12 protein-coding genes, 1 tRNA gene, 2 rRNA genes and 2 pseudogenes are annotated in these 21,040 nt (G+C 51.8%); 16 read left to right on the top strand and 1 reads right to left on the bottom strand.

Translation table 11 applies throughout. The features are described from left to right. Nucleotides 1-31 precede the first annotated feature (31 nt). The 10 genes and pseudogenes from ACX9GV_RS14215 to pobA all read left to right on the top strand — a co-directional run bounded on the left by ACX9GV_RS14215 (nucleotide 32) and on the right by pobA (nucleotide 9,976). A pseudogene (locus ACX9GV_RS14215) lies at nucleotides 32-1,116 on the top strand (4-oxalomesaconate tautomerase). Between the two features lie 176 nt (nucleotides 1,117-1,292). Beyond that, complete coding sequence (locus ACX9GV_RS14210; RefSeq protein ID WP_473195960.1) at nucleotides 1,293-2,690, top strand: MFS transporter; 1,398 nt, start codon at nucleotides 1,293-1,295, stop codon at nucleotides 2,688-2,690. Nucleotides 2,691-2,761: 71 nt separating this feature from the next. Beyond that, a pseudogene (locus tag ACX9GV_RS14205) lies at nucleotides 2,762-3,786 on the top strand (amidohydrolase family protein). Between the two features lie 39 nt (nucleotides 3,787-3,825). Continuing rightward, on the top strand, nucleotides 3,826-4,518 hold the full coding sequence (ligK, locus tag ACX9GV_RS14200) for a 4-carboxy-4-hydroxy-2-oxoadipate aldolase/oxaloacetate decarboxylase (protein ID WP_023491051.1): 693 nt from the start codon (nucleotides 3,826-3,828) through the stop codon (nucleotides 4,516-4,518). A 19-nt stretch (nucleotides 4,519-4,537) separates the two neighbouring features. Beyond that, nucleotides 4,538-5,494: a DUF1932 domain-containing protein gene (locus ACX9GV_RS14195; RefSeq protein ID WP_473195959.1), complete on the top strand. Its 957-nt coding sequence runs from the start codon at nucleotides 4,538-4,540 to the stop codon at nucleotides 5,492-5,494. Next, nucleotides 5,484-6,398 carry an amidohydrolase family protein gene (locus tag ACX9GV_RS14190; RefSeq protein ID WP_473195958.1) on the top strand — a complete coding sequence of 305 codons (915 nt, stop codon included), beginning with the start codon at nucleotides 5,484-5,486 and terminating at the stop codon, nucleotides 6,396-6,398. Before ACX9GV_RS14195 ends, ACX9GV_RS14190 begins: the two co-directional genes overlap by 11 nt. A gap of 1 nt (nucleotide 6,399) precedes the next feature. Then, entirely contained in the window at nucleotides 6,400-6,798 is a 399-nt protein-coding gene (gene ligA, locus ACX9GV_RS14185) for a protocatechuate 4,5-dioxygenase subunit alpha (protein ID WP_473195957.1), read from the top strand. Continuing rightward, complete coding sequence (locus tag ACX9GV_RS14180; protein ID WP_023491047.1) at nucleotides 6,798-7,655, top strand: class III extradiol dioxygenase subunit beta; 858 nt, start codon at nucleotides 6,798-6,800, stop codon at nucleotides 7,653-7,655. Before ligA ends, ACX9GV_RS14180 begins: the two co-directional genes overlap by 1 nt. After that, on the top strand, nucleotides 7,652-8,611 hold the full coding sequence (locus ACX9GV_RS14175) for a Gfo/Idh/MocA family oxidoreductase (RefSeq protein WP_473195956.1): 960 nt from the start codon (nucleotides 7,652-7,654) through the stop codon (nucleotides 8,609-8,611). The genes ACX9GV_RS14180 and ACX9GV_RS14175 overlap by 4 nt, the downstream gene beginning before the upstream one ends. A 177-nt stretch (nucleotides 8,612-8,788) precedes the next feature. Continuing rightward, nucleotides 8,789-9,976, top strand: a complete 1,188-nt coding sequence (pobA, locus tag ACX9GV_RS14170; RefSeq protein WP_473195955.1) for a 4-hydroxybenzoate 3-monooxygenase — start codon at nucleotides 8,789-8,791, stop codon at nucleotides 9,974-9,976. Between the two features lie 221 nt (nucleotides 9,977-10,197). Here the strand turns inward: pobA and bamD are convergent, their stop codons facing one another. Continuing rightward, nucleotides 10,198-10,929 (bottom strand): outer membrane protein assembly factor BamD, encoded by a 732-nt coding sequence (bamD, locus tag ACX9GV_RS14165; RefSeq protein WP_473195954.1) that lies wholly within the window; start codon nucleotides 10,927-10,929, stop codon nucleotides 10,198-10,200. 256 nt (nucleotides 10,930-11,185) lie between these two features. Here bamD and rluD point away from each other — a divergent pair, with 256 nt between their 5' ends. The 6 genes from rluD (at nucleotide 11,186) to ACX9GV_RS14135 (ending at nucleotide 20,971) form a co-directional block, all read left to right on the top strand. Next, nucleotides 11,186-12,163: a 23S rRNA pseudouridine(1911/1915/1917) synthase RluD gene (gene rluD, locus ACX9GV_RS14160; RefSeq protein WP_023491043.1), complete on the top strand. Its 978-nt coding sequence runs from the start codon at nucleotides 11,186-11,188 to the stop codon at nucleotides 12,161-12,163. After that, complete coding sequence (yfiH, locus tag ACX9GV_RS14155; protein WP_473195953.1) at nucleotides 12,163-12,894, top strand: purine nucleoside phosphorylase YfiH; 732 nt, start codon at nucleotides 12,163-12,165, stop codon at nucleotides 12,892-12,894. The genes rluD and yfiH overlap by 1 nt, the downstream gene beginning before the upstream one ends. Before the next feature lie 129 nt (nucleotides 12,895-13,023). Continuing rightward, entirely contained in the window at nucleotides 13,024-15,597 is a 2,574-nt protein-coding gene (clpB, locus tag ACX9GV_RS14150; protein ID WP_473195952.1) for an ATP-dependent chaperone ClpB, read from the top strand. Between the two features lie 520 nt (nucleotides 15,598-16,117). Then, nucleotides 16,118-17,659, top strand: a 16S ribosomal RNA gene (locus ACX9GV_RS14145). Between the two features lie 87 nt (nucleotides 17,660-17,746). Then, nucleotides 17,747-17,822 (top strand) — tRNA-Glu (locus ACX9GV_RS14140). 242 nt (nucleotides 17,823-18,064) lie between these two features. After that, a 23S ribosomal RNA gene (locus tag ACX9GV_RS14135) occupies nucleotides 18,065-20,971 on the top strand. The 16S and 23S rRNA genes sit together here with 1 tRNA gene alongside, the layout of an rRNA operon. Nucleotides 20,972-21,040: the final 69 nt, after the last annotated feature.

The following is a 21,040-nucleotide window of genomic DNA, read 5'->3' as shown; positions in this document are numbered from 1 at the left end:
TATCAGTCATCGACTCAAGGGAAAAGATGTTATGCAAAAGCCTATCTCAACCCTCTTTATGCGTGGCGGAACATCACGCGGTCCTTTTTTTAACCAAGCGGATTTGCCCACCGATCCCAAACAGCGTGACCGTATCCTGCTTGCGGTGATGGGCTCACCGGATCGTCGCCAGATCGACGGTTTAGGGGGGGAAACCCGCTGACCAGTAAAGTCGGCATTGTTGGCAAAGGCACAACACCGGGCATTGATCTCACATTTCTTTTTGCACAAGTCGTCCCGGATAAGCCGATTGTTGATACCTCTCCTAACTGCGGCAATATGCTTGCCGCCGTGGTGCCTTTTGCATTGGAGACCGGATTAGTCAGCCCTCAGGGGGAGACCAGCACTTTCCGTGTATTGACACTGAACACTGACATGCAGTGCGACATTACCGTACAAACGCCCAATGGGCTGGTGGCGTATGAAGGTCATGTCAGTATTGACGGCGTCCCAGGGACGGCAGCTCCCATCACCATTAACTTTCTCGATACCGCAGGTTCGGTGTGTGCCGAGTTGTTGCCGACCGGCAATGTAATGGATTCGGTTGAGCTCCCCGGTATGGGGCGGCTTGATGTGACCTGTATTGATAACGGGATGCCGCTGGTGATCATGCGTGCGGCTGATGTTGGCCGCACGGGCCGCGAGCCGGTGGCTGACCTTAATGCGGATATCGAGCTGAAAACACGCCTAGAGGCGCTGCGCCTGCATTGTGGCTATCTGATGGGGTTGGGCGACGTGGCACAAAAAACCTATCCCAAAATGTGTCTGATTGCCCCGCCAGTCAATGGGGGGAGTATTGCGACCCGTTGCTTCATTCCCCATGTTTGCCACGACGCGATTGGTGTGCTGGCGGCGGTAACGGTTGGTACGGCGTGTGTATTAACCGGCTCGGTAGCGGATGGCGTGGCCCAACTGCCTGAAGGGGCGGTCAAGCGGGTGTCTGTTGAACATCCCTCGGGGGAGTTTTCTGTCGATCTGGCGCTCAGTGCGGATGATCCACAACGGGTTGAAAAAGCGGCATTGCTGCGTACTGCACGCTTGATTATGCGGGGGGAGGTGATGGTACCTATCCCCTGACCACACGAAAAAGCGCGATATAGGGGCCCCTGTATCCGATGTTCGATCCGTATATTTGGCAATCGGTTAACCCGTTCGCTATCTGCACGAAGCACTTTGCAAACGCCCATCAACCGGCTTAGCAACCGCTTCAGTGGCGGCACGCCGTGTAACATCAGATTTTTAAAGGATCACTCATGCAAAAAGATATCATTGATGTTCAACACGTTATTGACCAAAGTCGGTTTTCGCCGTTTCAGTGGCTGACTTTTATTTTATGCTTTTTGATCGTTTTACTGGATGGCTTTGATACGGCAGCGATTGGTTATATCGCCCCTTCGTTGCTACAAGAGTGGGGGCTGGAGAAAAAGGATCTGGCTCCGGTATTGAGTGCAGCGCTGTTTGGTTTGGCGGCGGGAGCCCTGTTCGCCGGGCCGTTGGCAGATCGTTTCGGACGCAAGCTGGTGCTACTGGTCTCTGTGTTGTTGTTTGGCGTGTTTAGCCTGGCGTCCGCCTATGCCGCAAATCTACATTCCCTGACCATCCTGCGTTTTTTAACTGGCGTAGGGTTGGGGGCGGCAATGCCTAATGCCGTCACATTGATGAGCGAGTTCAGCCCCAGCCAGCGACGCGCCATGATCACCAATGCCATGTTCTGTGGTTTTCCGCTTGGGGCCGCATTGGGAGGGGGCCTAGCGTCATTGATGATCCCGCAATGGGGATGGCGCAGTGTGCTGATGTTGGGCGGGGTCGTACCGCTGGTGTTGGTATTGGTGATGCTACGCTATCTGCCAGAATCGGTGCGTTATCTGGTGGCGAAAGGGAAACCGGTTGAACGCGTGCGCAGTATCCTCTCTCGTATTTCTCCGCAAGTTTATTCTGCTAAAGCGTTTGTACTGACTGAAGTAACCGCAGAGCAGGGGCTGCCAGTCCAGAGCGGTGTGCAGGTGATCCTCTCCCGCCGTTACCTCGTTGGCTCTGTCATGTTATGGCTGACTTATTTTATGGGGTTGGTCATCTTCTATGCCTTGATCAACTGGATGCCAATCCTGTTTCGTGAGGCCGGTTTGACGCCGAAAACCGCATTGCTGATTTCTGCATTATTCCCGTTAGGTGGCGTGGGGGCGGTGTTCTGCGGTTGGCTGATGGACCGCTTTAACGCTGATCGCACCATTGCTGTTTGTTATGCCCTCACCGCCGTGGCCGTTGCTGCCATTGGTCAGATGGCTCACAACGTCGGGCTGCTGGTGGCGGTGGTGTTTGTTGCCGGTACGTTAATGAATACGGCGCAGTCTTCCATGCCCGCGTTGGCTGCGGTTTTTTATCCGACAGCCGGTCGTGCCACTGGGGTCGCCTGGATGCTTGGTCTCGGGCGTTTTGGCGGGATTGCCGGTTCATTTCTGGTGGCTGAATTAGCGCGCCGTCATCTCGATTTCAGTGAAATATTTGTTGTGATCGCCTTCCCTGCATTGGTTGCCACTATTGCGCTGTTGATCAAACAGTTCAGCGCACAAGCCAGAGCACGACGTGACAAGCAGCAGGCTAAGGTGGCGATGGCGTCAGACGGGGCTATTGAGTTGACAGTGAGAGATTGACTGCCAATTCGCGTGCGACATAGGGATAACACCACAAATTGAGTGATTTTTGAATTGAACAGGATGAACACATGATTATTGATTGTCACGGTCATTACACCACGGCACCTAAAGCGCTCGAAGTATGGCGTAACCAGCAGATTGCAAATTTGGCAACGCCTCATCTGGGGCCGAAAGTGTCATCGCTCAGCATCAGTGACGATGAACTGCGCGAGACGATTGAACAGAATCAGCTACGTCTGCTGAAGGAGCGTGGCCTGGATATGGTGGTGTTTTCACCCCGAGCCAGCTTTATGGCTCATCACATTGGCGATTTCAACACCAGCGCCACCTGGTCGGCTATTTGCAATGAGCTCTGTTTCAGGGTGTCGACGTTATTTCCCGATCATTTTATTGGCGCGGCGATGTTGCCACAGTCACCCGGTGTCGATCCCGCGAGTTGTATCCCAGAACTTGAGCGTTGTATCAATGAGTATGGTTTTGTCGCCATTAACCTGAACCCGGATCCTTCTGGTGGGCATTGGAATTCGCCGCCGCTGTATGACCGCCATTGGTATCCGATTTATGAAAAGATGGTGGAGTACGATATCCCAGCGATGGTGCATGTTTCCACCAGTTGCAATTGCAATTTCCACACCACTGGCGCGCACTATCTGAATGCCGACACCACCGCATTTATGCAGTGCCTGACGTCTGATCTGTTCAAGGACTTTCCCACCCTGCGTTTTGTTATTCCCCATGGGGGGGAGCAGTACCCTATCACTGGGGGCGTTTTCGTGGGCTGGCACAAGAGCTGAAAAAGCCGGACCTGCGTGAACATCTGCTGAAAAATATTTTCTTTGATACCTGTGTCTATCACCAGCCAGGGATAGACCTGCTGACCAACGTGATCCCGGTGGAGAATGTCTTGTTTGCATCAGAAATGATCGGTGCAGTACGCGGTATTGATCCACAAACCGGTCACTACTATGACGATACCCGACGCTACATAGAAGGAGCTGCGCTGACGGATGCACAGCGTGGCCTGATTTATGAGGGCAATGTTCGTCGTGTTTATCCTCGCTTGGATCAGGCGTTGAAAAATAGAGGCCGCTAAATCTGAAGGCGTGCACGGTGCTCGTGAAGGAGAAAAGTGATGAAAAATTTGAATCAACTGGGGGTAGTTCACCGCAGTATTGAACGTGCCGACCCCGAGGCGGTTAAGGCGCTATCGGCTTTTGGGGTAGCGACACTGCATGAGGCAATGGGGCGAGTGGGATTAATGAAGCCCTATATGCGCCCCGTCTATCCCGGCGCAAGAATGTGTGGAATCGCAGTGACCGTGCTGCTGCAACCCGGTGATAACTGGATGATGCATGTGGCCGCAGAGCAACTGAAGAAAGGTGATGTGCTGGTCGCTGCCTGTACCAGCGATTGTGAGGATGGGTTCTTTGGCGATCTGCTGGCCACCAGTTTTCAGGCTCGTGGTGCTCAGGGGCTGATCATCGATGGTGGGGTACGCGATGTGCGTGATCTTGAACAGATGAACTTCCCTGTTTTCTCTCGTGCCATCCATGCCAAAGGCACCATTAAGGCCACGCTGGGTTCAGTGAATATTCCTGTGGTGTGTGCTGGGGCACTGGTGGAGCCAGGGGATGTCATTGTGGCTGATGTGGATGGTGTGGTGGTGGTTCCCTCAGCCAAGGCAGGTCTGGTGGCACAGAAAGCCCGCGAGCGTGAAGAGAAAGAGGCAGAGAAGCGGCAATTACTGGCTTCTGGGGTGCTAGGACTGGATATGTACAACATGCGTGAACCGCTCACCAAAGCCGGATTGCGTTATATCGACTGACCGACAGGGGAAAGAGTCTATGGAACCCGAATTGATTGAAAACGGGTGCATCGGGTTGCTTGGATACGGTGAAGTGGGGCGCATTCTGGCGGAGGATCTGCGTGCCAGGGGGATAAAGCAACTGTGTACTTATGACAGCAAATTTTCCCAGCCAGCAACAGCAGGGCAGGCACTATTAGCACACGCTCAACAACACGGGGTGGTGGCGGTTGAGAGTGCCGCTGCACTGGGCGCTGCCAGTCAATTTATTATTTGCGCAGTGACTGCCGACCAAACAGTCAACGCAGCACAGGCTTGTGCTGGCGGTATCGGTAAGGGTGTTGGGTTTCTCGACTTCAATTCAGCGTCGCCAACATCTAAACAACAGGCGGCAAAGGCAATAGAGGGCGCTGGTGGCCTCTATGTAGAAGGTGCGGTGATGACCTCTGTCCCACCGTATCGCATCCGAGTGCCACTGCTGCTGGGAGGGCCGTCGGCGCACCGCATGCTGCCGACTCTGCTGGCGTTGGGGTTTGATGCCAAAGTGGCGTCCGAAACACTGGGGGTAGCCTCGGCCACCAAGATGTGCCGCAGTGTGATGATCAAGGGGCTGGAGGCGCTGGTGATTGAGAGCTTTACCGCAGCCCGCGCCTACGGTGTGGAAGATCAGGTTTTGGCCTCACTGGCAGAGACGTTTCCCAGTATTGATTGGCAGCAGCAAGGCAGTTATTTCTTTCAGCGGGTGATTGAGCATGGACGCCGCCGCGCAGAAGAGATGCGTGAAGTGGCTGCCACCATAAGCGAGATCGGCCTAGAGCCTGCAATGGCATCAGGCACGGTAGTGCGCCAGGCGTGGATAGCGGATCAGGCTGATCAAGGGATTTTTGGTGCCCGTTCTGATGCCGCTTTTGCACGCAGTGCAGATTGGCGAACCGAAGCGGACCGACTACTCAATGATATCGCTAAAAAACCACCAGGGGGAGTGCATGAAGTTTGAAAAGACACCGGGATGGCTTGACTGGTATGCCAACCCATCGAAACCACATTTTGTTCTACCGCCCGGCAGTGTGGATGCTCATTGTCATGTGTTTGGCCCAGGCGAGCACTTTCCATATGCCGAAGAGCGGAAATACACGCCCTGTGATGCCAGCAAACAGCAGCTGTTTGCGTTGCGTGATCACTTGGGTTTTTCCCGCAATGTGATTGTACAGGCCACCTGCCATGGCGCGGATAACCGCGCCATGGTGGATGCTTGTCTGGCTGCTAATGGCAAGGCCCGTGGTGTGGCGACTGTACGGCGCGATGTGTCAGATGAGACGTTACAAGCGTTACATGCCGCGGGGGTGCGTGGGGTGCGCTTCAATTTTGTTAAACGGTTGGTGGATTTCACCCCAAAGGCGGCATTGCAGGAAATTGCCGCCCGCATTGCCCCACTGGGTTGGCATGTCGTGGTTTATTTCGAAGCGCAGGATCTCGGTGAATTACGCGACTTTTTTACTGCGTTACCCACAGTGGTGGTGGTGGACCATATGGGGCGGCCCGATGTTCGCCAACCGGTGGATGGGCCGGCGTTCTCCGCGTTTGTCGAATTGATGACACAGCATCCGCATATCTGGTCAAAAGTGAGCTGTCCAGAGCGTTTGTCGGTGACAGGCCCAGCCGCACTGAATGGTGAACGGCAGAGTTACCGGGATGTAGTGCCGTTTGCTCGGCACTTGGTCGAACAGTTCCCCGACCGTGTGCTGTGGGGGACGGACTGGCCACACCCCAACCTGAACAACTCTATGCCAGATGATGGACTGCTGGTGGATTTTATTCCACTGATTGCAGAAACGGCACTGTTGCAGCGCAAGCTGCTGGTCGATAACCCGATGCGGCTTTACTGGCCGGAGGAAATCTGACATGGCACTCGATAAACCGTACCAAGATGTTCCAGGAACCACCATTTTTGACGCAGACCAGTCACGCAAGGGGTACTGGCTTAACCAGTTCTGCTCTTCTTTGATGAAGGCAGAGAACCGCGCGCGTTTCAAAGCGAATGAACGTGCCTATCTTGATGAGTGGGCGATGAGTGATGAGCAAAAACAGGCGGTGCTGGCACGTGACCTGAATCGCTGTATTGCCTTGGGAGGCAATATCTATTTTCTCGCCCGCATCGGTGCCACTGATGGATTAAGTTTTCAGCAAATGGCGGGCAGCATGACGGGAATGGATGAAGATGCATACCGTGACATGATGATCCTCGGTGGACGCGATATCGAAGGCAACCGTTATCAACATGAGTGGGAGGAGAAAAAGTAATGGCTCATATTTCTGCGAGTGTCTATACCTCCCATGTACCTGCGATTGGTGCAGCACTGGATCTTGGCAAGGCCCATGAACCCTATTGGGCCTCGGTATTCGATGGCTATGCGTTTTCCAAGGCATGGATCCGCGACAACCCGCCCGATGTGATCTTTCTGGTGTATAACGACCACGCCACTGCCTTTGACCTCGATATCATTCCCACCTTTGCGCTCGGTACTGCGGCAGAGTACCCGATAGCAGATGAAGGCTGGGGGCCACGCCCGGTGCCCACTGTGTATGGGCATCCCGAATTGGCCGCTCATATTGCACAGAGTGTGATCCGTGATGATTTTGACTTGACGCTGGTCAATCGGATGCCGGTTGACCATGGTCTGACGGTGCCACTGTCGCTGATGTTTGGCCAGCCATCTGCCTGGCCCTGCAAAGTGATCCCGCTGGCGGTGAACGTGGTGCAGTATCCCGTTCCTTCCGGTCAGCGCTGTTTCCAGTTGGGGCAGGCGATCAGCCGTGCTGTGGCGTCGTTTGATGAGGATCTGAATGTGCAAATCTGGGGCACTGGCGGTATGAGCCATCAGATACAGGGGCCACGTGCTGGGCTCATCAACTCACCGTGGGATAACCACTTTCTTGACCAACTGATTGCTGATCCGGCGGCGTTGGCCACTATGCCGCACATTGATTATGTACGTGAAGCCGGATCGGAAGGTATTGAATTGGTGATGTGGTTGATTGCCCGTGGTGCCATGGCGGATGTGGCTGGCGGGGCGACGCCTCGGCTGGCACATCGCTTCTACCACGTTCCGGCATCTAATACTGCGGTGGGTCACTTGATTTTGGAGAATGTCTTATGAGCAACACACTTAAGGTCGCCCTCGCCGGGCCAGGTGCCTTCGGCATTAAACACCTGGAGGCGATTAAAGCGATTCCTGATGTGGAAGTGGTGTCACTGATTGGCGCACGTCTTGATGCTGCCAATGCCGTGGCCGAACAATATGGTATCCCCCATGTCACTACCCAGTTGGCGGATACACTGGCCCTGCCAGAGGTCGATGCGGTGATCCTGGCCACTCCCACCCAATTGCATGCCTCTCAGGCGATAGCCTGTATGCAGGCAGGCAAACACGTTCAGACCGAAATTCCTTTAGCGGATTGCTGGGCAGACGCCCAAGCGGTTCTGGCCGCACAACAGGTGACCGGCAAAGTCGCCATGGTGGGGCACACTCGGCGTTTTAATCCCAGCCATCAGTGGATTTATCGCCGAACCGTTGCTGGCGAGTTCAACCTCCAGCAAATGGATGTTCAGACCTATTTTTTCCGACGTACCAATATGAACGCATTGGGGCAGCCCCGTAGTTGGACAGACCATCTTCTTTGGCACCATGCCGCGCATACCGTTGATCTGTTTGCCTACCAGACCTGCTCACGTATCGTCAAAGCCAATGCCATTCAAGGGCCGATCTCGGCTGCTTTAGGGATTGCCATGGACATGTCAATTCAACTTAAGGCTGAAAATGGTGCCATCTGCACCTTGTCTCTCTCATTTAATAATGATGGCCCGCTCGGTACCTTCTTCCGCTATATCGGTGATAGAGGCACTTACCTTGCCCGTTACGATGATTTGTACAGCGGTAAAGAAGAAAAAATCGACGTTTCTGATGTTGATGTCTCGATGAATGGCATCGAATTGCAGGATCGCGAATTTTTTGCCGCGATCCGAGAAGGGCGAGAGCCCAATGGCAGTGTGGCGCAAGTGCTCGATTGCTATCGTGTATTACATGAACTTGAACAGCAATTGCAGGGTAAGTAACAGATTGATTTTCCGATAAATATCTCGTCTATATCAAAAATGATTCGGGTTGATTGCTGTGGCCCCATTAGGGGGGAGGCTCAGGAAGAGCCGAGTATTTAGGCGTAGCCAACACCACTGCCCCTTGAAGTACCACAGGTATACCCGTGGGTTGTATAACGGCTTGAGGAGAACGTGATGAAAACACAAATCGCTATTATTGGCGCAGGACCTTCAGGGTTGTGTCTGGCACTGTTACTGAGCCAGAAAGGTATCAAGAGTGTGGTATTGGAAAGACAGACGCGCGACTATGTCGAAGCGCGCGTGCGCGCCGGGATACTGGAGCAAGGCATGATAGATCTCATTCGCCATGCAGGCGTGGGGAGTCGAATGGACAAGGAAGGCTTGCTCCATGAGGGTTTCAGCCTGGTATTTGATCATCAGATCAAACGGATCGATCTCGCGGGTTTGAGTGGTGGAAAAAAGGTCATGGTCTATGGTCAGACTGAATTGACTAAAGATTTGTACGATAAGGTATTGCAGGACGATAACATCCAAGTCATTTTTGAAACGCGGGATGTGTTGCCGACAGGCTTTTTTGACAATAAACCCACCATCAGTTTCATCGCCAACGGTGAACCGCAGGTATTGCACTGCGACTATATCGCCGGTTGTGATGGCTACCATGGCGCATCACGTGCCGCGGTACCGAAGGATCGTTTGCGGGAGTATGAACGCGTTTATCCTTTTGGCTGGCTGGGGCTGCTGGCAGAGACTCCGCCAGTCCATGAAGAGTTAATTTATGTCAATCACCCGCGTGGCTTTGCATTGTGCTCCATGCGTTCTCATACCCGCAGCCGCTATTATCTGCAAGTTCCGCTGACTGATCAGGTGGAAGCGTGGTCAGATGACGCATTTTGGCATGAGTTGCGCCTTCGCCTGCCAGAACCTTATGCCAGCACGCTGGTCACTGGGCCATCATTCGAAAAAAGCATTGCACCGTTGCGTAGCTTTGTGGTTGAACCTTTGCGCTTTGGCTCTTTGTTCCTGGTGGGTGATGCTGGGCACATTGTGCCGCCAACTGGGGCTAAAGGATTGAATTTGGCAGCATCCGATGTGCACTATCTGTCAACTGCGTTGATCGCTTGGTATGAGGCGGGGCGTCAGGATCTGCTTGATCGTTACTCCGAAACGGCGCTGCGTCGTATTTGGGCAGCGGTGCGCTTCTCATGGTGGTTTACCTCTGTGATGCACAAATTCTCCGATGACCCGATTGAGCAGAAAATTCAGGTGGCTGAGTTGGAATACCTGATGCGGTCACAAGCAGGTCAAACGACGATTGCTGAAAACTATGTTGGGTTAGATTTTGCCGCAGATTTTGTCTAATCCAGTCACTGTACGATAAGGATGGCGAACTCGGCATCCTTACTCCTGAGTCTATGGTACTACCCCAATGTGGCTGTCTTGCCCAGCAAGATGAACATCGTACATACCAGCCCCATCAGTTCCAACGTTACTAATGAACCACTATATACAAAACCGTATGTACGGTGGTGTGAGAGGACGGCGGGAGTGAGCCCGCCTCCTATTCGATTTTCAGTAAATATTTAAGCCGGATTAGCGGTGATGATTTTCGCCACCTTGTCTGCTTGGGCATTCAACTGCAACTGGCGGTAAGCATTTTCCATCAACGGCAATGCATCGCGTGTTGCTTGAGTGTCCGGGAAATCGCGCATCATTTGTTCAACACGATTAACCACCGCGACGTAGGCACCACGTTTAGTGTAGTATTCCGCTACTGAGAGCTCATGCTTAGCGAGACGGTTTTTCAGGAACACCTGCCGTTTATAAGCATCTGCTGCATATTGGCTATCAGGAAACTGTTGAAGGAGTTGGCTAAAGTCGCGAAACGCGGCGCGCCCATGCTGTGGATCACGGTCCGAACGATCAACGCCGAAGAAGCCCTGTAGTGCGTTGTCATCTTGGGCCATGTTGGTCAGGCCACGCATATACATGACATAATCGATGTTTGGGTGCGTCGGATTCAGGCGCATAAAACGGTCGATCGAGGCTTGTGCCAACGGTAAATCGTCAGATTTATAGTAGGCATAAATCAAGTCCAACTGAACCTGCTGGGAGTACTGCCCGAAAGGATAGCGGTTATCTAACGCTTCGAGTTGCGTAATCGCAGCCTTAAAGTTACCTTCTTGTAGTTTTTGCTGGGCAGTAGCATAGATTTCCGAAGGTGGATTGTCGGGAACCACATCTTTGGATGTGGAACAACCTGCCAGCATCAGACTCAATGTGGCTGCTGCCACCAGATATTTCATACGCGTCATGACGTTTTGATTATCCTCAAGGTGTTATTCCGGAAACTGTCCGTTAAGTTTCCGGCAAAAGACCAGTTATACCCATTACCTTTCAAATTTCAGGGGTATTGGCTGCCTGTACTTACCCGAATGATTAGCTGCTTTATGCTTATCGGGCTTTACTCCGTTGCCACTTATCTGCATCTTGAAACAACATCGGTATACAATAGTACATTATATTAAACGGCATCGCCGCGAAAACCCAACGTTAATGAAGAAGTGACATATGGTACAACAAGTACAACTCACCGCAACGGTGGCCGAAACTCAACTCGGACAACGTTTAGATCAGGCTTTGGCAGAATTGTTCCCTGATTATTCCCGATCTCGCATAAAAGATTGGATACTGGAAGATCGTGTGCAGGTCAATGGAAAAACAGCAAATAAACCTAAAGAGAGGGTTTTGGGAGGGGAAACTGTTGCTATTGATGCACAAGTAGACGAAGAGGTTCGTTGGGAGCCACAGGATATTGCACTGGATATTGTCTATGAAGATGCCGATATTTTAGTGATTAACAAACCGCGTAACCTGGTGGTGCACCCTGGTGCGGGTAATCCAGATGGTACAGTGCTTAATGCCTTGTTACATTATTTCCCCGCAATTGCCGACGTACCTCGTGCCGGGATCGTCCATCGTTTGGATAAAGACACCACCGGTTTGATGGTTGTGGCAAAAACGATTCCAGCGCAAACACGCTTGGTTGAAGCTTTGCAGGCACGTGAGATTACCCGTGAGTATGAGGCAGTGGCAATCGGTACCATGACTGCGGGGGGCACCGTGGAGGAGCCGATAGCGCGTCACTCTACTAAACGTACTCATATGGCAGTACACCCGATGGGTAAACCTGCCGTAACCCATTATCGTATTATGGAGCACTTCCGCGCGCATACCCGTCTACGCTTGCGTTTGGAAACAGGGCGCACGCACCAGATCCGAGTACACATGGCGTACATTGGTCATCCGCTGGTGGGAGATCAATTGTATGGTGGCCGGCCACGTCCACCTAAAGGTGCTTCCGAAGCATTTATCAATACGCTACGTGGTTTCGATCGTCAGGCGCTACATGCCACTATGTTGCGTCTCTACCACCCGATCAGCGGTATTCAGATGGAATGGCATGCGCCATTGCCACCGGATATGGTCGAGTTGATTGAGGCATTAAAAGCTGACACCAAAGAATTTAGAGATCAGATGGATTGGTAATGAATTCACTTATTGTGCCTGATTGGCCTCTGCCTGCTGGGGTTAAAGCCTGTAGTACGACTCGACTCGGTGGTATCAGTTTGCCTCCCTATGATTCCCTGAACTTGGGGGATCATGTTGGTGATGATATTCAGGCTGTGGCCCATAACCGCCAATTGCTGGTGGCATTGGCTGGTTTGCCGCAAATGCCATTGTGGCTTGAACAGGTGCATGGCACAAAAGTCCTGATGTTGGATGGGCAAATACCGCAAGACAAGCAAGCTGACGCGGTTTATAGCAATAAGGTTGGCCAGGTGTGCGCAGTGATGACGGCAGATTGCCTGCCAGTTCTCTTTGCATCACTGGCGGGTGATGAGGTTGCTGCTGCACATGCAGGGTGGCGAGGTTTATGCAATGGCGTGTTGGAAAATACCGTTGCACACTTTGCCGCTGAGCCAGCACAGATCATCGCGTGGCTTGGTCCGGCCATAGGCCCACGTCAATTCGAAGTCGGTCCCGAAGTCAGAGAAGCATTCATTGCGGTTGACCGTGCTGCGGCTGCAGCATTTATTCCCCATGGTGAAAAGTTTCTCGCGGATATCTATTTTTTAGCCAAACAGCGGTTACAGCGTGCTGGTATTTTAGCCATTTATGGTGGAAACCGTTGCACTATGAGCGAAATGAGTCATTTTTTCTCCTATCGGCGCGATGGATTAACCGGACGTCTGGCAAGTTTGGTTTGGGTGATATAACCTACTACCCTAGGACGATCCACAGATGCATAACGTTGTACTCATAATTAGTGTTGAAATAACCTTGAAAATTTGAGGAATGACCTCATTTGATCTCCAGTAGCAATTTCAACCTATATTGGAGGTGTTATGCGTCTGGATCGTCTTACTAACAAATTCCAGCTTGCCCTCGCCGACGCTCAATCTCTAGCCCTTGGGCGCGACAATCAATTTATTGAACCGTTACATCTTATGAGCGCGTTGCTCAATCAAGAGGGGGGCACGGTTCGTCCATTATTAACGGCTGCCGGAGTCGATGTTGCGCATCTGCGCACAGGCATCGATCAGGCTTTGGCTCGTCTGCCGCAAGTAGAAGGTACTGGTGGGGATGTTCAGCCCTCAAATGAACTGGTACGTGTTCTTAACCTCTGTGACAAGTTGGCGCAAAAGCGAGCCGATAAATTTATTTCTTCCGAGTTGTTTGTGCTGGCGGTGCTTGAAGAACGCGGTACTTTGACCGACCTACTGAAAGCGTCCGGTGCAACAGTGGATAAAATATCCAAGTCTATTGAGCAAATGCGGGGTGGTGACAGCGTGGATGACCAAGGTGCAGAAGACCAACGTCAAGCATTGAAAAAATACACAATTGATCTTACAGAACGTGCAGAGCAGGGCAAACTTGATCCGGTGATTGGTCGTGATGAAGAGATCCGCCGAACCATTCAGGTCCTGCAACGTCGTACCAAAAATAATCCGGTATTGATTGGTGAACCGGGTGTCGGTAAAACCGCTATTGTTGAAGGTTTGGCTCAGCGCATTATCAATGGTGAAGTGCCTGAGGGGCTGAAACATAAGCGAGTGCTTTCCCTTGATATGGGGGCGTTGATTGCCGGGGCTAAATATCGCGGTGAGTTTGAAGAGCGCCTGAAAGGGGTGTTGAGTGATCTTGCCAAGCAGGAAGGTAGTGTCATTCTCTTTATTGATGAATTACACACCATGGTGGGTGCTGGCAAAGCAGATGGGGCGATGGATGCCGGCAACATGCTTAAACCCGCGCTTGCCCGTGGTGAGCTACATTGCGTCGGTGCCACAACCTTAAATGAGTATCGTCAGTATATAGAGAAAGATGCCGCACTTGAGCGACGTTTCCAAAAGGTCTATGTGGCGGAACCTAGCGTTGAGGATACCATTGCCATATTGCGTGGTCTGAAAGAACGTTACGAACTGCATCATCATGTTCAGATTACTGACCCGGCGATTGTCGCGGCGGCGACTCTGTCGCATCGTTATGTTTCCGATCGTCAGTTACCGGACAAAGCCATCGACTTGATCGATGAAGCCGCATCCAGTATCCGCATGCAGATGGATTCTAAGCCAGAGTCACTTGATCGTCTTGAGCGCCGTATTATTCAACTTAAACTCGAGCAACAGGCGCTGAATAAAGAGTCAGATGATGCCAGTAAAAAACGACTGGAAATGCTGAGTGGTGAACTGGAACAGAAAGAGCGGGAATATTCTGAGCTTGAAGAGGAGTGGAAAGCAGAGAAAGCTTCCCTTACTGGTACGCAGAATATTAAGGCTGAACTGGAACAAGCCAAGATTTCACTGGAGCAGGCCCGTCGTATGGGTGACCTGGCTCGGATGTCTGAATTGCAGTATGGCAAAATCCCAGATTTGGAAAAACAGCTTGCAGCAGCAACCCAAGCTGAAGGCAAGACCATGAAGTTGCTGCGTAACCGGGTTACCGATGCGGAAATTGCTGAAGTGTTGGCCAAAGCAACGGGGATTCCAGTGGCCAAAATGCTGGAGGGAGAACGCGACAAACTGCTGCGTCTTGAACAAGAACTGCATTCCCGGGTGATTGGGCAGGATGAAGCGGTGAACGCGGTAGCTAATGCTATTCGTCGTAGTCGTGCAGGTCTTTCGGATCCTAATCGACCAATCGGTTCATTCCTGTTCCTAGGGCCTACCGGGGTCGGTAAAACCGAACTGTGTAAAGCCTTGGCTTCGTTCCTGTTTGACAGTGACGATGCCATGATACGTATTGATATGTCGGAGTTTATGGAGAAGCACTCCGTATCGCGCTTGGTAGGGGCTCCTCCGGGTTATGTGGGTTATGAAGAGGGCGGATATTTGACAGAGGCTGTTCGCCGCCGTCCTTACTCAGTCATTCTGTTGGATGAGGTGGAAAAAGCCCATCCCGATGTATTCAATATTTTATTGCAGGTGTTGGATGATGGGCGCCTGACCGATGGTCAGGGCCGCACGGTTGATTTTCGCAATACGGTGGTGATCATGACTTCTAACCTGGGTTCTGACCTGATCCAGGAGCACTTTAGTGAGATGAATTATACGCAAATGAAGGAAGCGGTCATGGAGATGGTCACTCATCATTTCCGTCCGGAATTTATCAACCGTATAGATGAAGTTGTGGTCTTCCATCCGCTGGGTCAGAAACATATCGCGCAGATTGCCAAGATCCAGTTGGCTCGCTTGTACAGACGTCTGGAAGAGCGAGGCTATGAAGTCAACATGACGGAACCAGCGTTGGAGCTGTTAGGTAAAATAGGCTACGACCCAGTTTATGGTGCTCGGCCATTGAAGCGAGCAATTCAACAGGAAATAGAAAACCCGTTGGCGCAGCAGATCTTGTCTGGGCAATTGCTTCCAGGCAGACCAGTAACGTTGGATGTGGAAAACGATCATATCGTCGCTAAACAATAAATGAATGATTGTGATTAATGATAGGGGTGGATTACCACCCCTATATTATTTGAACGGGCAGATGGGCTTTTGATTGGCAATAATCTGCAAATGACGAATCAATTGCTCAAATAACAGTCGATAATGGTGGTTTTGATTGTTATTTGAACGGTTGGATCTTTTTTTGAATTTAGGGGTTGCGGTGAACTGAGAACTCCCTATAATGCGCCTCCACTGCTCGGGAACAACGGCTGACAAGTCGCCCTGGCAGGAAGAAGCAACCCGGTGAAAACACCGTCTCTTGTAGAGAAAAAGGTTGACTCTTCAGCGGGAAGAAGTATTATCTGCCTCCCGCGTTACCAGGAAGTTTTGGTAACCACGCTCTTTAACAATTTATCAGACAATCTGTGTGGGCACTCACAAAGACGATATCCAGTTGCTTCGGCAACAAAAAAATATCAAGTCTTAAAGAGTGACTCATGTAAGTAAAATTCATGCAGTAATCTTTGAGCATCGCTATTAACTTAGCAAATCAAGCTTTTAATTGAAGAGTTTGATCATGGCTCAGATTGAACGCTGGCGGCAGGCTTAACACATGCAAGTCGAGCGGTAGCACAGGGGAGCTTGCTCCCTGGGTGACGAGCGGCGGACGGGTGAGTAATGTCTGGGAAACTGCCTGATGGAGGGGGATAACTACTGGAAACGGTAGCTAATACCGCATAATGTCGCAAGACCAAAGTGGGGGACCTTCGGGCCTCACACCATCGGATGTGCCCAGATGGGATTAGCTAGTAGGTGGGGTAATGGCTCACCTAGGCGACGATCCCTAGCTGGTCTGAGAGGATGACCAGCCACACTGGAACTGAGACACGGTCCAGACTCCTACGGGAGGCAGCAGTGGGGAATATTGCACAATGGGCGCAAGCCTGATGCAGCCATGCCGCGTGTGTGAAGAAGGCCTTAGGGTTGTAAAGCACTTTCAGCGAGGAGGAAGGGTGGTGTGTTAATAGCACATCACATTGACGTTACTCGCAGAAGAAGCACCGGCTAACTCCGTGCCAGCAGCCGCGGTAATACGGAGGGTGCAAGCGTTAATCGGAATTACTGGGCGTAAAGCGCACGCAGGCGGTTTGTTAAGTCAGATGTGAAATCCCCGAGCTTAACTTGGGAACTGCATTTGAAACTGGCAAGCTAGAGTCTTGTAGAGGGGGGTAGAATTCCAGGTGTAGCGGTGAAATGCGTAGAGATCTGGAGGAATACCGGTGGCGAAGGCGGCCCCCTGGACAAAGACTGACGCTCAGGTGCGAAAGCGTGGGGAGCAAACAGGATTAGATACCCTGGTAGTCCACGCTGTAAACGATGTCGATTTGGAGGTTGTGCCCTTGAGGCGTGGCTTCCGGAGCTAACGCGTTAAATCGACCGCCTGGGGAGTACGGCCGCAAGGTTAAAACTCAAATGAATTGACGGGGGCCCGCACAAGCGGTGGAGCATGTGGTTTAATTCGATGCAACGCGAAGAACCTTACCTACTCTTGACATCCAGAGAACTTTCCAGAGATGGATTGGTGCCTTCGGGAACTCTGAGACAGGTGCTGCATGGCTGTCGTCAGCTCGTGTTGTGAAATGTTGGGTTAAGTCCCGCAACGAGCGCAACCCTTATCCTTTGTTGCCAGCGATTCGGTCGGGAACTCAAAGGAGACTGCCGGTGATAAACCGGAGGAAGGTGGGGATGACGTCAAGTCATCATGGCCCTTACGAGTAGGGCTACACACGTGCTACAATGGCGTATACAAAGAGAAGCGACCTCGCGAGAGCAAGCGGACCTCATAAAGTACGTCGTAGTCCGGATTGGAGTCTGCAACTCGACTCCATGAAGTCGGAATCGCTAGTAATCGTAGATCAGAATGCTACGGTGAATACGTTCCCGGGCCTTGTACACACCGCCCGTCACACCATGGGAGTGGGTTGCAAAAGAAGTAGGTAGCTTAACCTTCGGGAGGGCGCTTACCACTTTGTGATTCATGACTGGGGTGAAGTCGTAACAAGGTAACCGTAGGGGAACCTGCGGTTGGATCACCTCCTTACCTAAAGATATTGCTTCGCGTGAAGTGCTCACACAGATTGTCTGATGAACAGTAATGAGCAAAAGCGTCATAAAAGTACGGTGTCGTGTCCCCTTCGTCTAGAGGCCTAGGACACCGCCCTTTCACGGCGGTAACAGGGGTTCGAATCCCCTAGGGGACGCCAACTGCTTCCGACCTTCCCGGTGAAAGCGGCGGTCTTCAGTATCTGATGATACTTTTTATCTTAAAGATGATTCTGTGGAGTCATGTTTAAGATATTGCTCTTTAACAATCTGGAACAAGCTGAAAATTGAAACTTCAGCGCATCAATGAGTTAACTGACATTGATGACGTTGAAAGAGTCTCTCAAATAATCACAGCACAAAGTGACCTGTCGTCAGACAGCAAGACACTTTCGGGTTGTGAGGTTAAGCGACTAAGCGTACACGGTGGATGCCTAGGCAGTCAGAGGCGATGAAGGGCGTGCTAATCTGCGAAAAGTGTCGGTAAGGTGATATGAACCGTTACAACCGACAATACCCGAATGGGGAAACCCAGTGCAATTCGTTGCACTATCCTGTCATGAATACATAGTGGCAGGAGGCGAACCGGGGGAACTGAAACATCTCAGTACCCCGAGGAAAAGAAATCAACCGAGATTCCCCTAGTAGCGGCGAGCGAACGGGGAAGAGCCCAGAACCTGAATCAGTTTGTGTGTCAGTGGAAGCGTCTGGAAAGTCGCACAGTAAAGGGTGATAGTCCCGTACACGAAGATGCATGGATTGTGAGTTCGATGAGTAGGGCGGGACACGTGTTATCCTGTCTGAATATGGGGGGACCATCCTCCAAGGCTAAATACTCCTGACTGACCGATAGTGAACCAGTACCGTGAGGGAAAGGCGAAAAGAACCCCGGCGAGGGGAGTGAAATAGAACCTGAAACCGTGTACGTACAAGCAGTGGGAGCCTACTTGTTAGGTGACTGCGTACCTTTTGTATAATGGGTCAGCGACTTATATTTTGTAGCAAGGTTAACCGAATAGGGGAGCCGTAGGGAAACCGAGTCTTAACTGGGCGAATAGTTGCAAGGTATAGACCCGAAACCCGGTGATCTAGCCATGGGCAGGTTGAAGGTTGGGTAACACTAACTGGAGGACCGAACCGACTAATGTTGAAAAATTAGCGGATGACTTGTGGCTGGGGGTGAAAGGCCAATCAAACCGGGAGATAGCTGGTTCTCCCCGAAAGCTATTTAGGTAGCGCCTCGTGAATTCATCTTCGGGGGTAGAGCACTGTTTCGGCTAGGGGGCCATCCCGGCTTACCAACCCGATGCAAACTGCGAATACCGAAGAATGTTATCACGGGAGACACACGGCGGGTGCTAACGTCCGTCGTGAAGAGGGAAACAACCCAGACCGCCAGCTAAGGTCCCAAAGTCATGGTTAAGTGGGAAACGATGTGGGAAGGCACAGACAGCCAGGATGTTGGCTTAGAAGCAGCCATCATTTAAAGAAAGCGTAATAGCTCACTGGTCGAGTCGGCCTGCGCGGAAGATGTAACGGGGCTAAACCATGCACCGAAGCTGCGGCAGCGACGCTTAGGCGTTGTTGGGTAGGGGAGCGTTCTGTAAGCCTGCGAAGGTGACCTGTGAGGGTTGCTGGAGGTATCAGAAGTGCGAATGCTGACATAAGTAACGATAAAGCGGGTGAAAAGCCCGCTCGCCGGAAGACCAAGGGTTCCTGTCCAACGTTAATCGGGGCAGGGTGAGTCGACCCCTAAGGCGAGGCTGAAAAGCGTAGTCGATGGGAAACAGGTTAATATTCCTGTACTGGGTGTTACTGCGAAGGGGGGACGGAGAAGGCTAGGCTATCCGGGCGACGGTTGTCCCGGTTCAAGTGTGTAGGGGGGTAGACCAGGCAAATCCGGTTTACTATCAACCCTGAGGCACGATGACGAGTCTCTACGGAGATGAAGTAGTTGATGCCCTGCTTCCAGGAAAAGCCTCTAAGCATCAGGTAACATTTAATCGTACCCCAAACCGACACAGGTGGTCAGGTAGAGAATACTCAGGCGCTTGAGAGAACTCGGGTGAAGGAACTAGGCAAAATGGTGCCGTAACTTCGGGAGAAGGCACGCTGGCGTTAGGTGAAGGGATTTACTCCTGGAGCTGAAGCCAGTCGCAGATACCAGCTGGCTGCAACTGTTTAATAAAAACACAGCACTGTGCAAACACGAAAGTGGACGTATACGGTGTGACGCCTGCCCGGTGCTGGAAGGTTAATTGATGGGGTTAGCGGCAACGCGAAGCTCTTGATCGAAGCCCCAGTAAACGGCGGCCGTAACTATAACGGTCCTAAGGTAGCGAAATTCCTTGTCGGGTAAGTTCCGACCTGCACGAATGGCGTAATGATGGCCAGGCTGTCTCCACCCGAGACTCAGTGAAATTGAACTCGCTGTGAAGATGCAGTGTACCCGCGGCAAGACGGAAAGACCCCGTGAACCTTTACTATAGCTTGACACTGAACATTGAGCCTTGATGTGTAGGATAGGTGGGAGGCTTTGAAGTGTGGACGCCAGTCTGCATGGAGCCAACCTTGAAATACCACCCTTTAATGTTTGATGTTCTAACTCGGCCCCGTGATCCGGGGTGAGGACAGTGTCTGGTGGGTAGTTTGACTGGGGCGGTCTCCTCCCAAAGAGTAACGGAGGAGCACGAAGGTTGGCTAATCACGGTCGGACATCGTGAGGTTAGTGCAAAGGCATAAGCCAGCTTGACTGTGAGAGTGACGGCTCGAGCAGGTACGAAAGTAGGTCTTAGTGATCCGGTGGTTCTGAATGGAAGGGCCATCGCTCAACGGATAAAAGGTACTCCGGGGATAACAGGCTGATACCGCCCAAGAGTTCATATCGACGGCGGTGTTTGGCACCTCGATGTCGGCTCATCACATCCTGGGGCTGAAGTAGGTCCCAAGGGTATGGCTGTTCGCCATTTAAAGTGGTACGCGAGCTGGGTTTAGAACGTCGTGAGACAGTTCGGTCCCTATCTGCCGTGGGCGTTGGAAGATTGAGAGGGTTTGCTCCTAGTACGAGAGGACCGGAGTGAACGCACCCCTGGTGTTCGGGTTGTCATGCCAATGGCACTGCCCGGTAGCTAAGTGCGGAAAAGATAAGCGCTGAAAGCATCTAAGCGCGAAACTTGCCTCGAGATGAGTCTTCCCTGGGCCTTTAAGGTCCCTGAAGGAACGTTTAAGACTAAGACGTTGATAGGCTGGGTGTGTAAGTGCAGCGATGTATTGAGCTAACCAGTACTAATGAACCGTGAGGCTTAACCTTACAACACCGAAGGTGTTTTGACCTGATACCAGGATATCGGGTAGAGAGATAGCGATAATCAGCTTGTTC

Source organism: Serratia sp. 25CWL12 (assembly GCF_055790885.1).
Note: the sequence above shows the minus strand (reverse complement) of the source record. Positions and strands in the feature narration are given on the sequence as shown.

Bases quoted from the DNA above. Each gene is read 5' to 3' on its own strand.
- ACX9GV_RS14210 (WP_473195960.1), top strand. From the start codon at position 1,293: ATGCAAAAAGATATCATTGATGTTCAACACGTTATTGACCAAAGTCGG.
- ligK (WP_023491051.1), top strand. From the start codon at position 3,826: ATGAAAAATTTGAATCAACTGGGGGTAGTTCACCGCAGTATTGAACGT.
- ACX9GV_RS14195 (WP_473195959.1), top strand. From the start codon at position 4,538: ATGGAACCCGAATTGATTGAAAACGGGTGCATCGGGTTGCTTGGATAC.
- ACX9GV_RS14190 (WP_473195958.1), top strand. From the start codon at position 5,484: ATGAAGTTTGAAAAGACACCGGGATGGCTTGACTGGTATGCCAACCCA.
- ligA (WP_473195957.1), top strand. From the start codon at position 6,400: ATGGCACTCGATAAACCGTACCAAGATGTTCCAGGAACCACCATTTTT.
- ACX9GV_RS14180 (WP_023491047.1), top strand. From the start codon at position 6,798: ATGGCTCATATTTCTGCGAGTGTCTATACCTCCCATGTACCTGCGATT.
- ACX9GV_RS14175 (WP_473195956.1), top strand. From the start codon at position 7,652: ATGAGCAACACACTTAAGGTCGCCCTCGCCGGGCCAGGTGCCTTCGGC.
- pobA (WP_473195955.1), top strand. From the start codon at position 8,789: ATGAAAACACAAATCGCTATTATTGGCGCAGGACCTTCAGGGTTGTGT.
- bamD (WP_473195954.1), bottom strand. From the start codon at position 10,929: ATGACGCGTATGAAATATCTGGTGGCAGCAGCCACATTGAGTCTGATG.
- rluD (WP_023491043.1), top strand. From the start codon at position 11,186: ATGGTACAACAAGTACAACTCACCGCAACGGTGGCCGAAACTCAACTC.
- yfiH (WP_473195953.1), top strand. From the start codon at position 12,163: ATGAATTCACTTATTGTGCCTGATTGGCCTCTGCCTGCTGGGGTTAAA.
- clpB (WP_473195952.1), top strand. From the start codon at position 13,024: ATGCGTCTGGATCGTCTTACTAACAAATTCCAGCTTGCCCTCGCCGAC.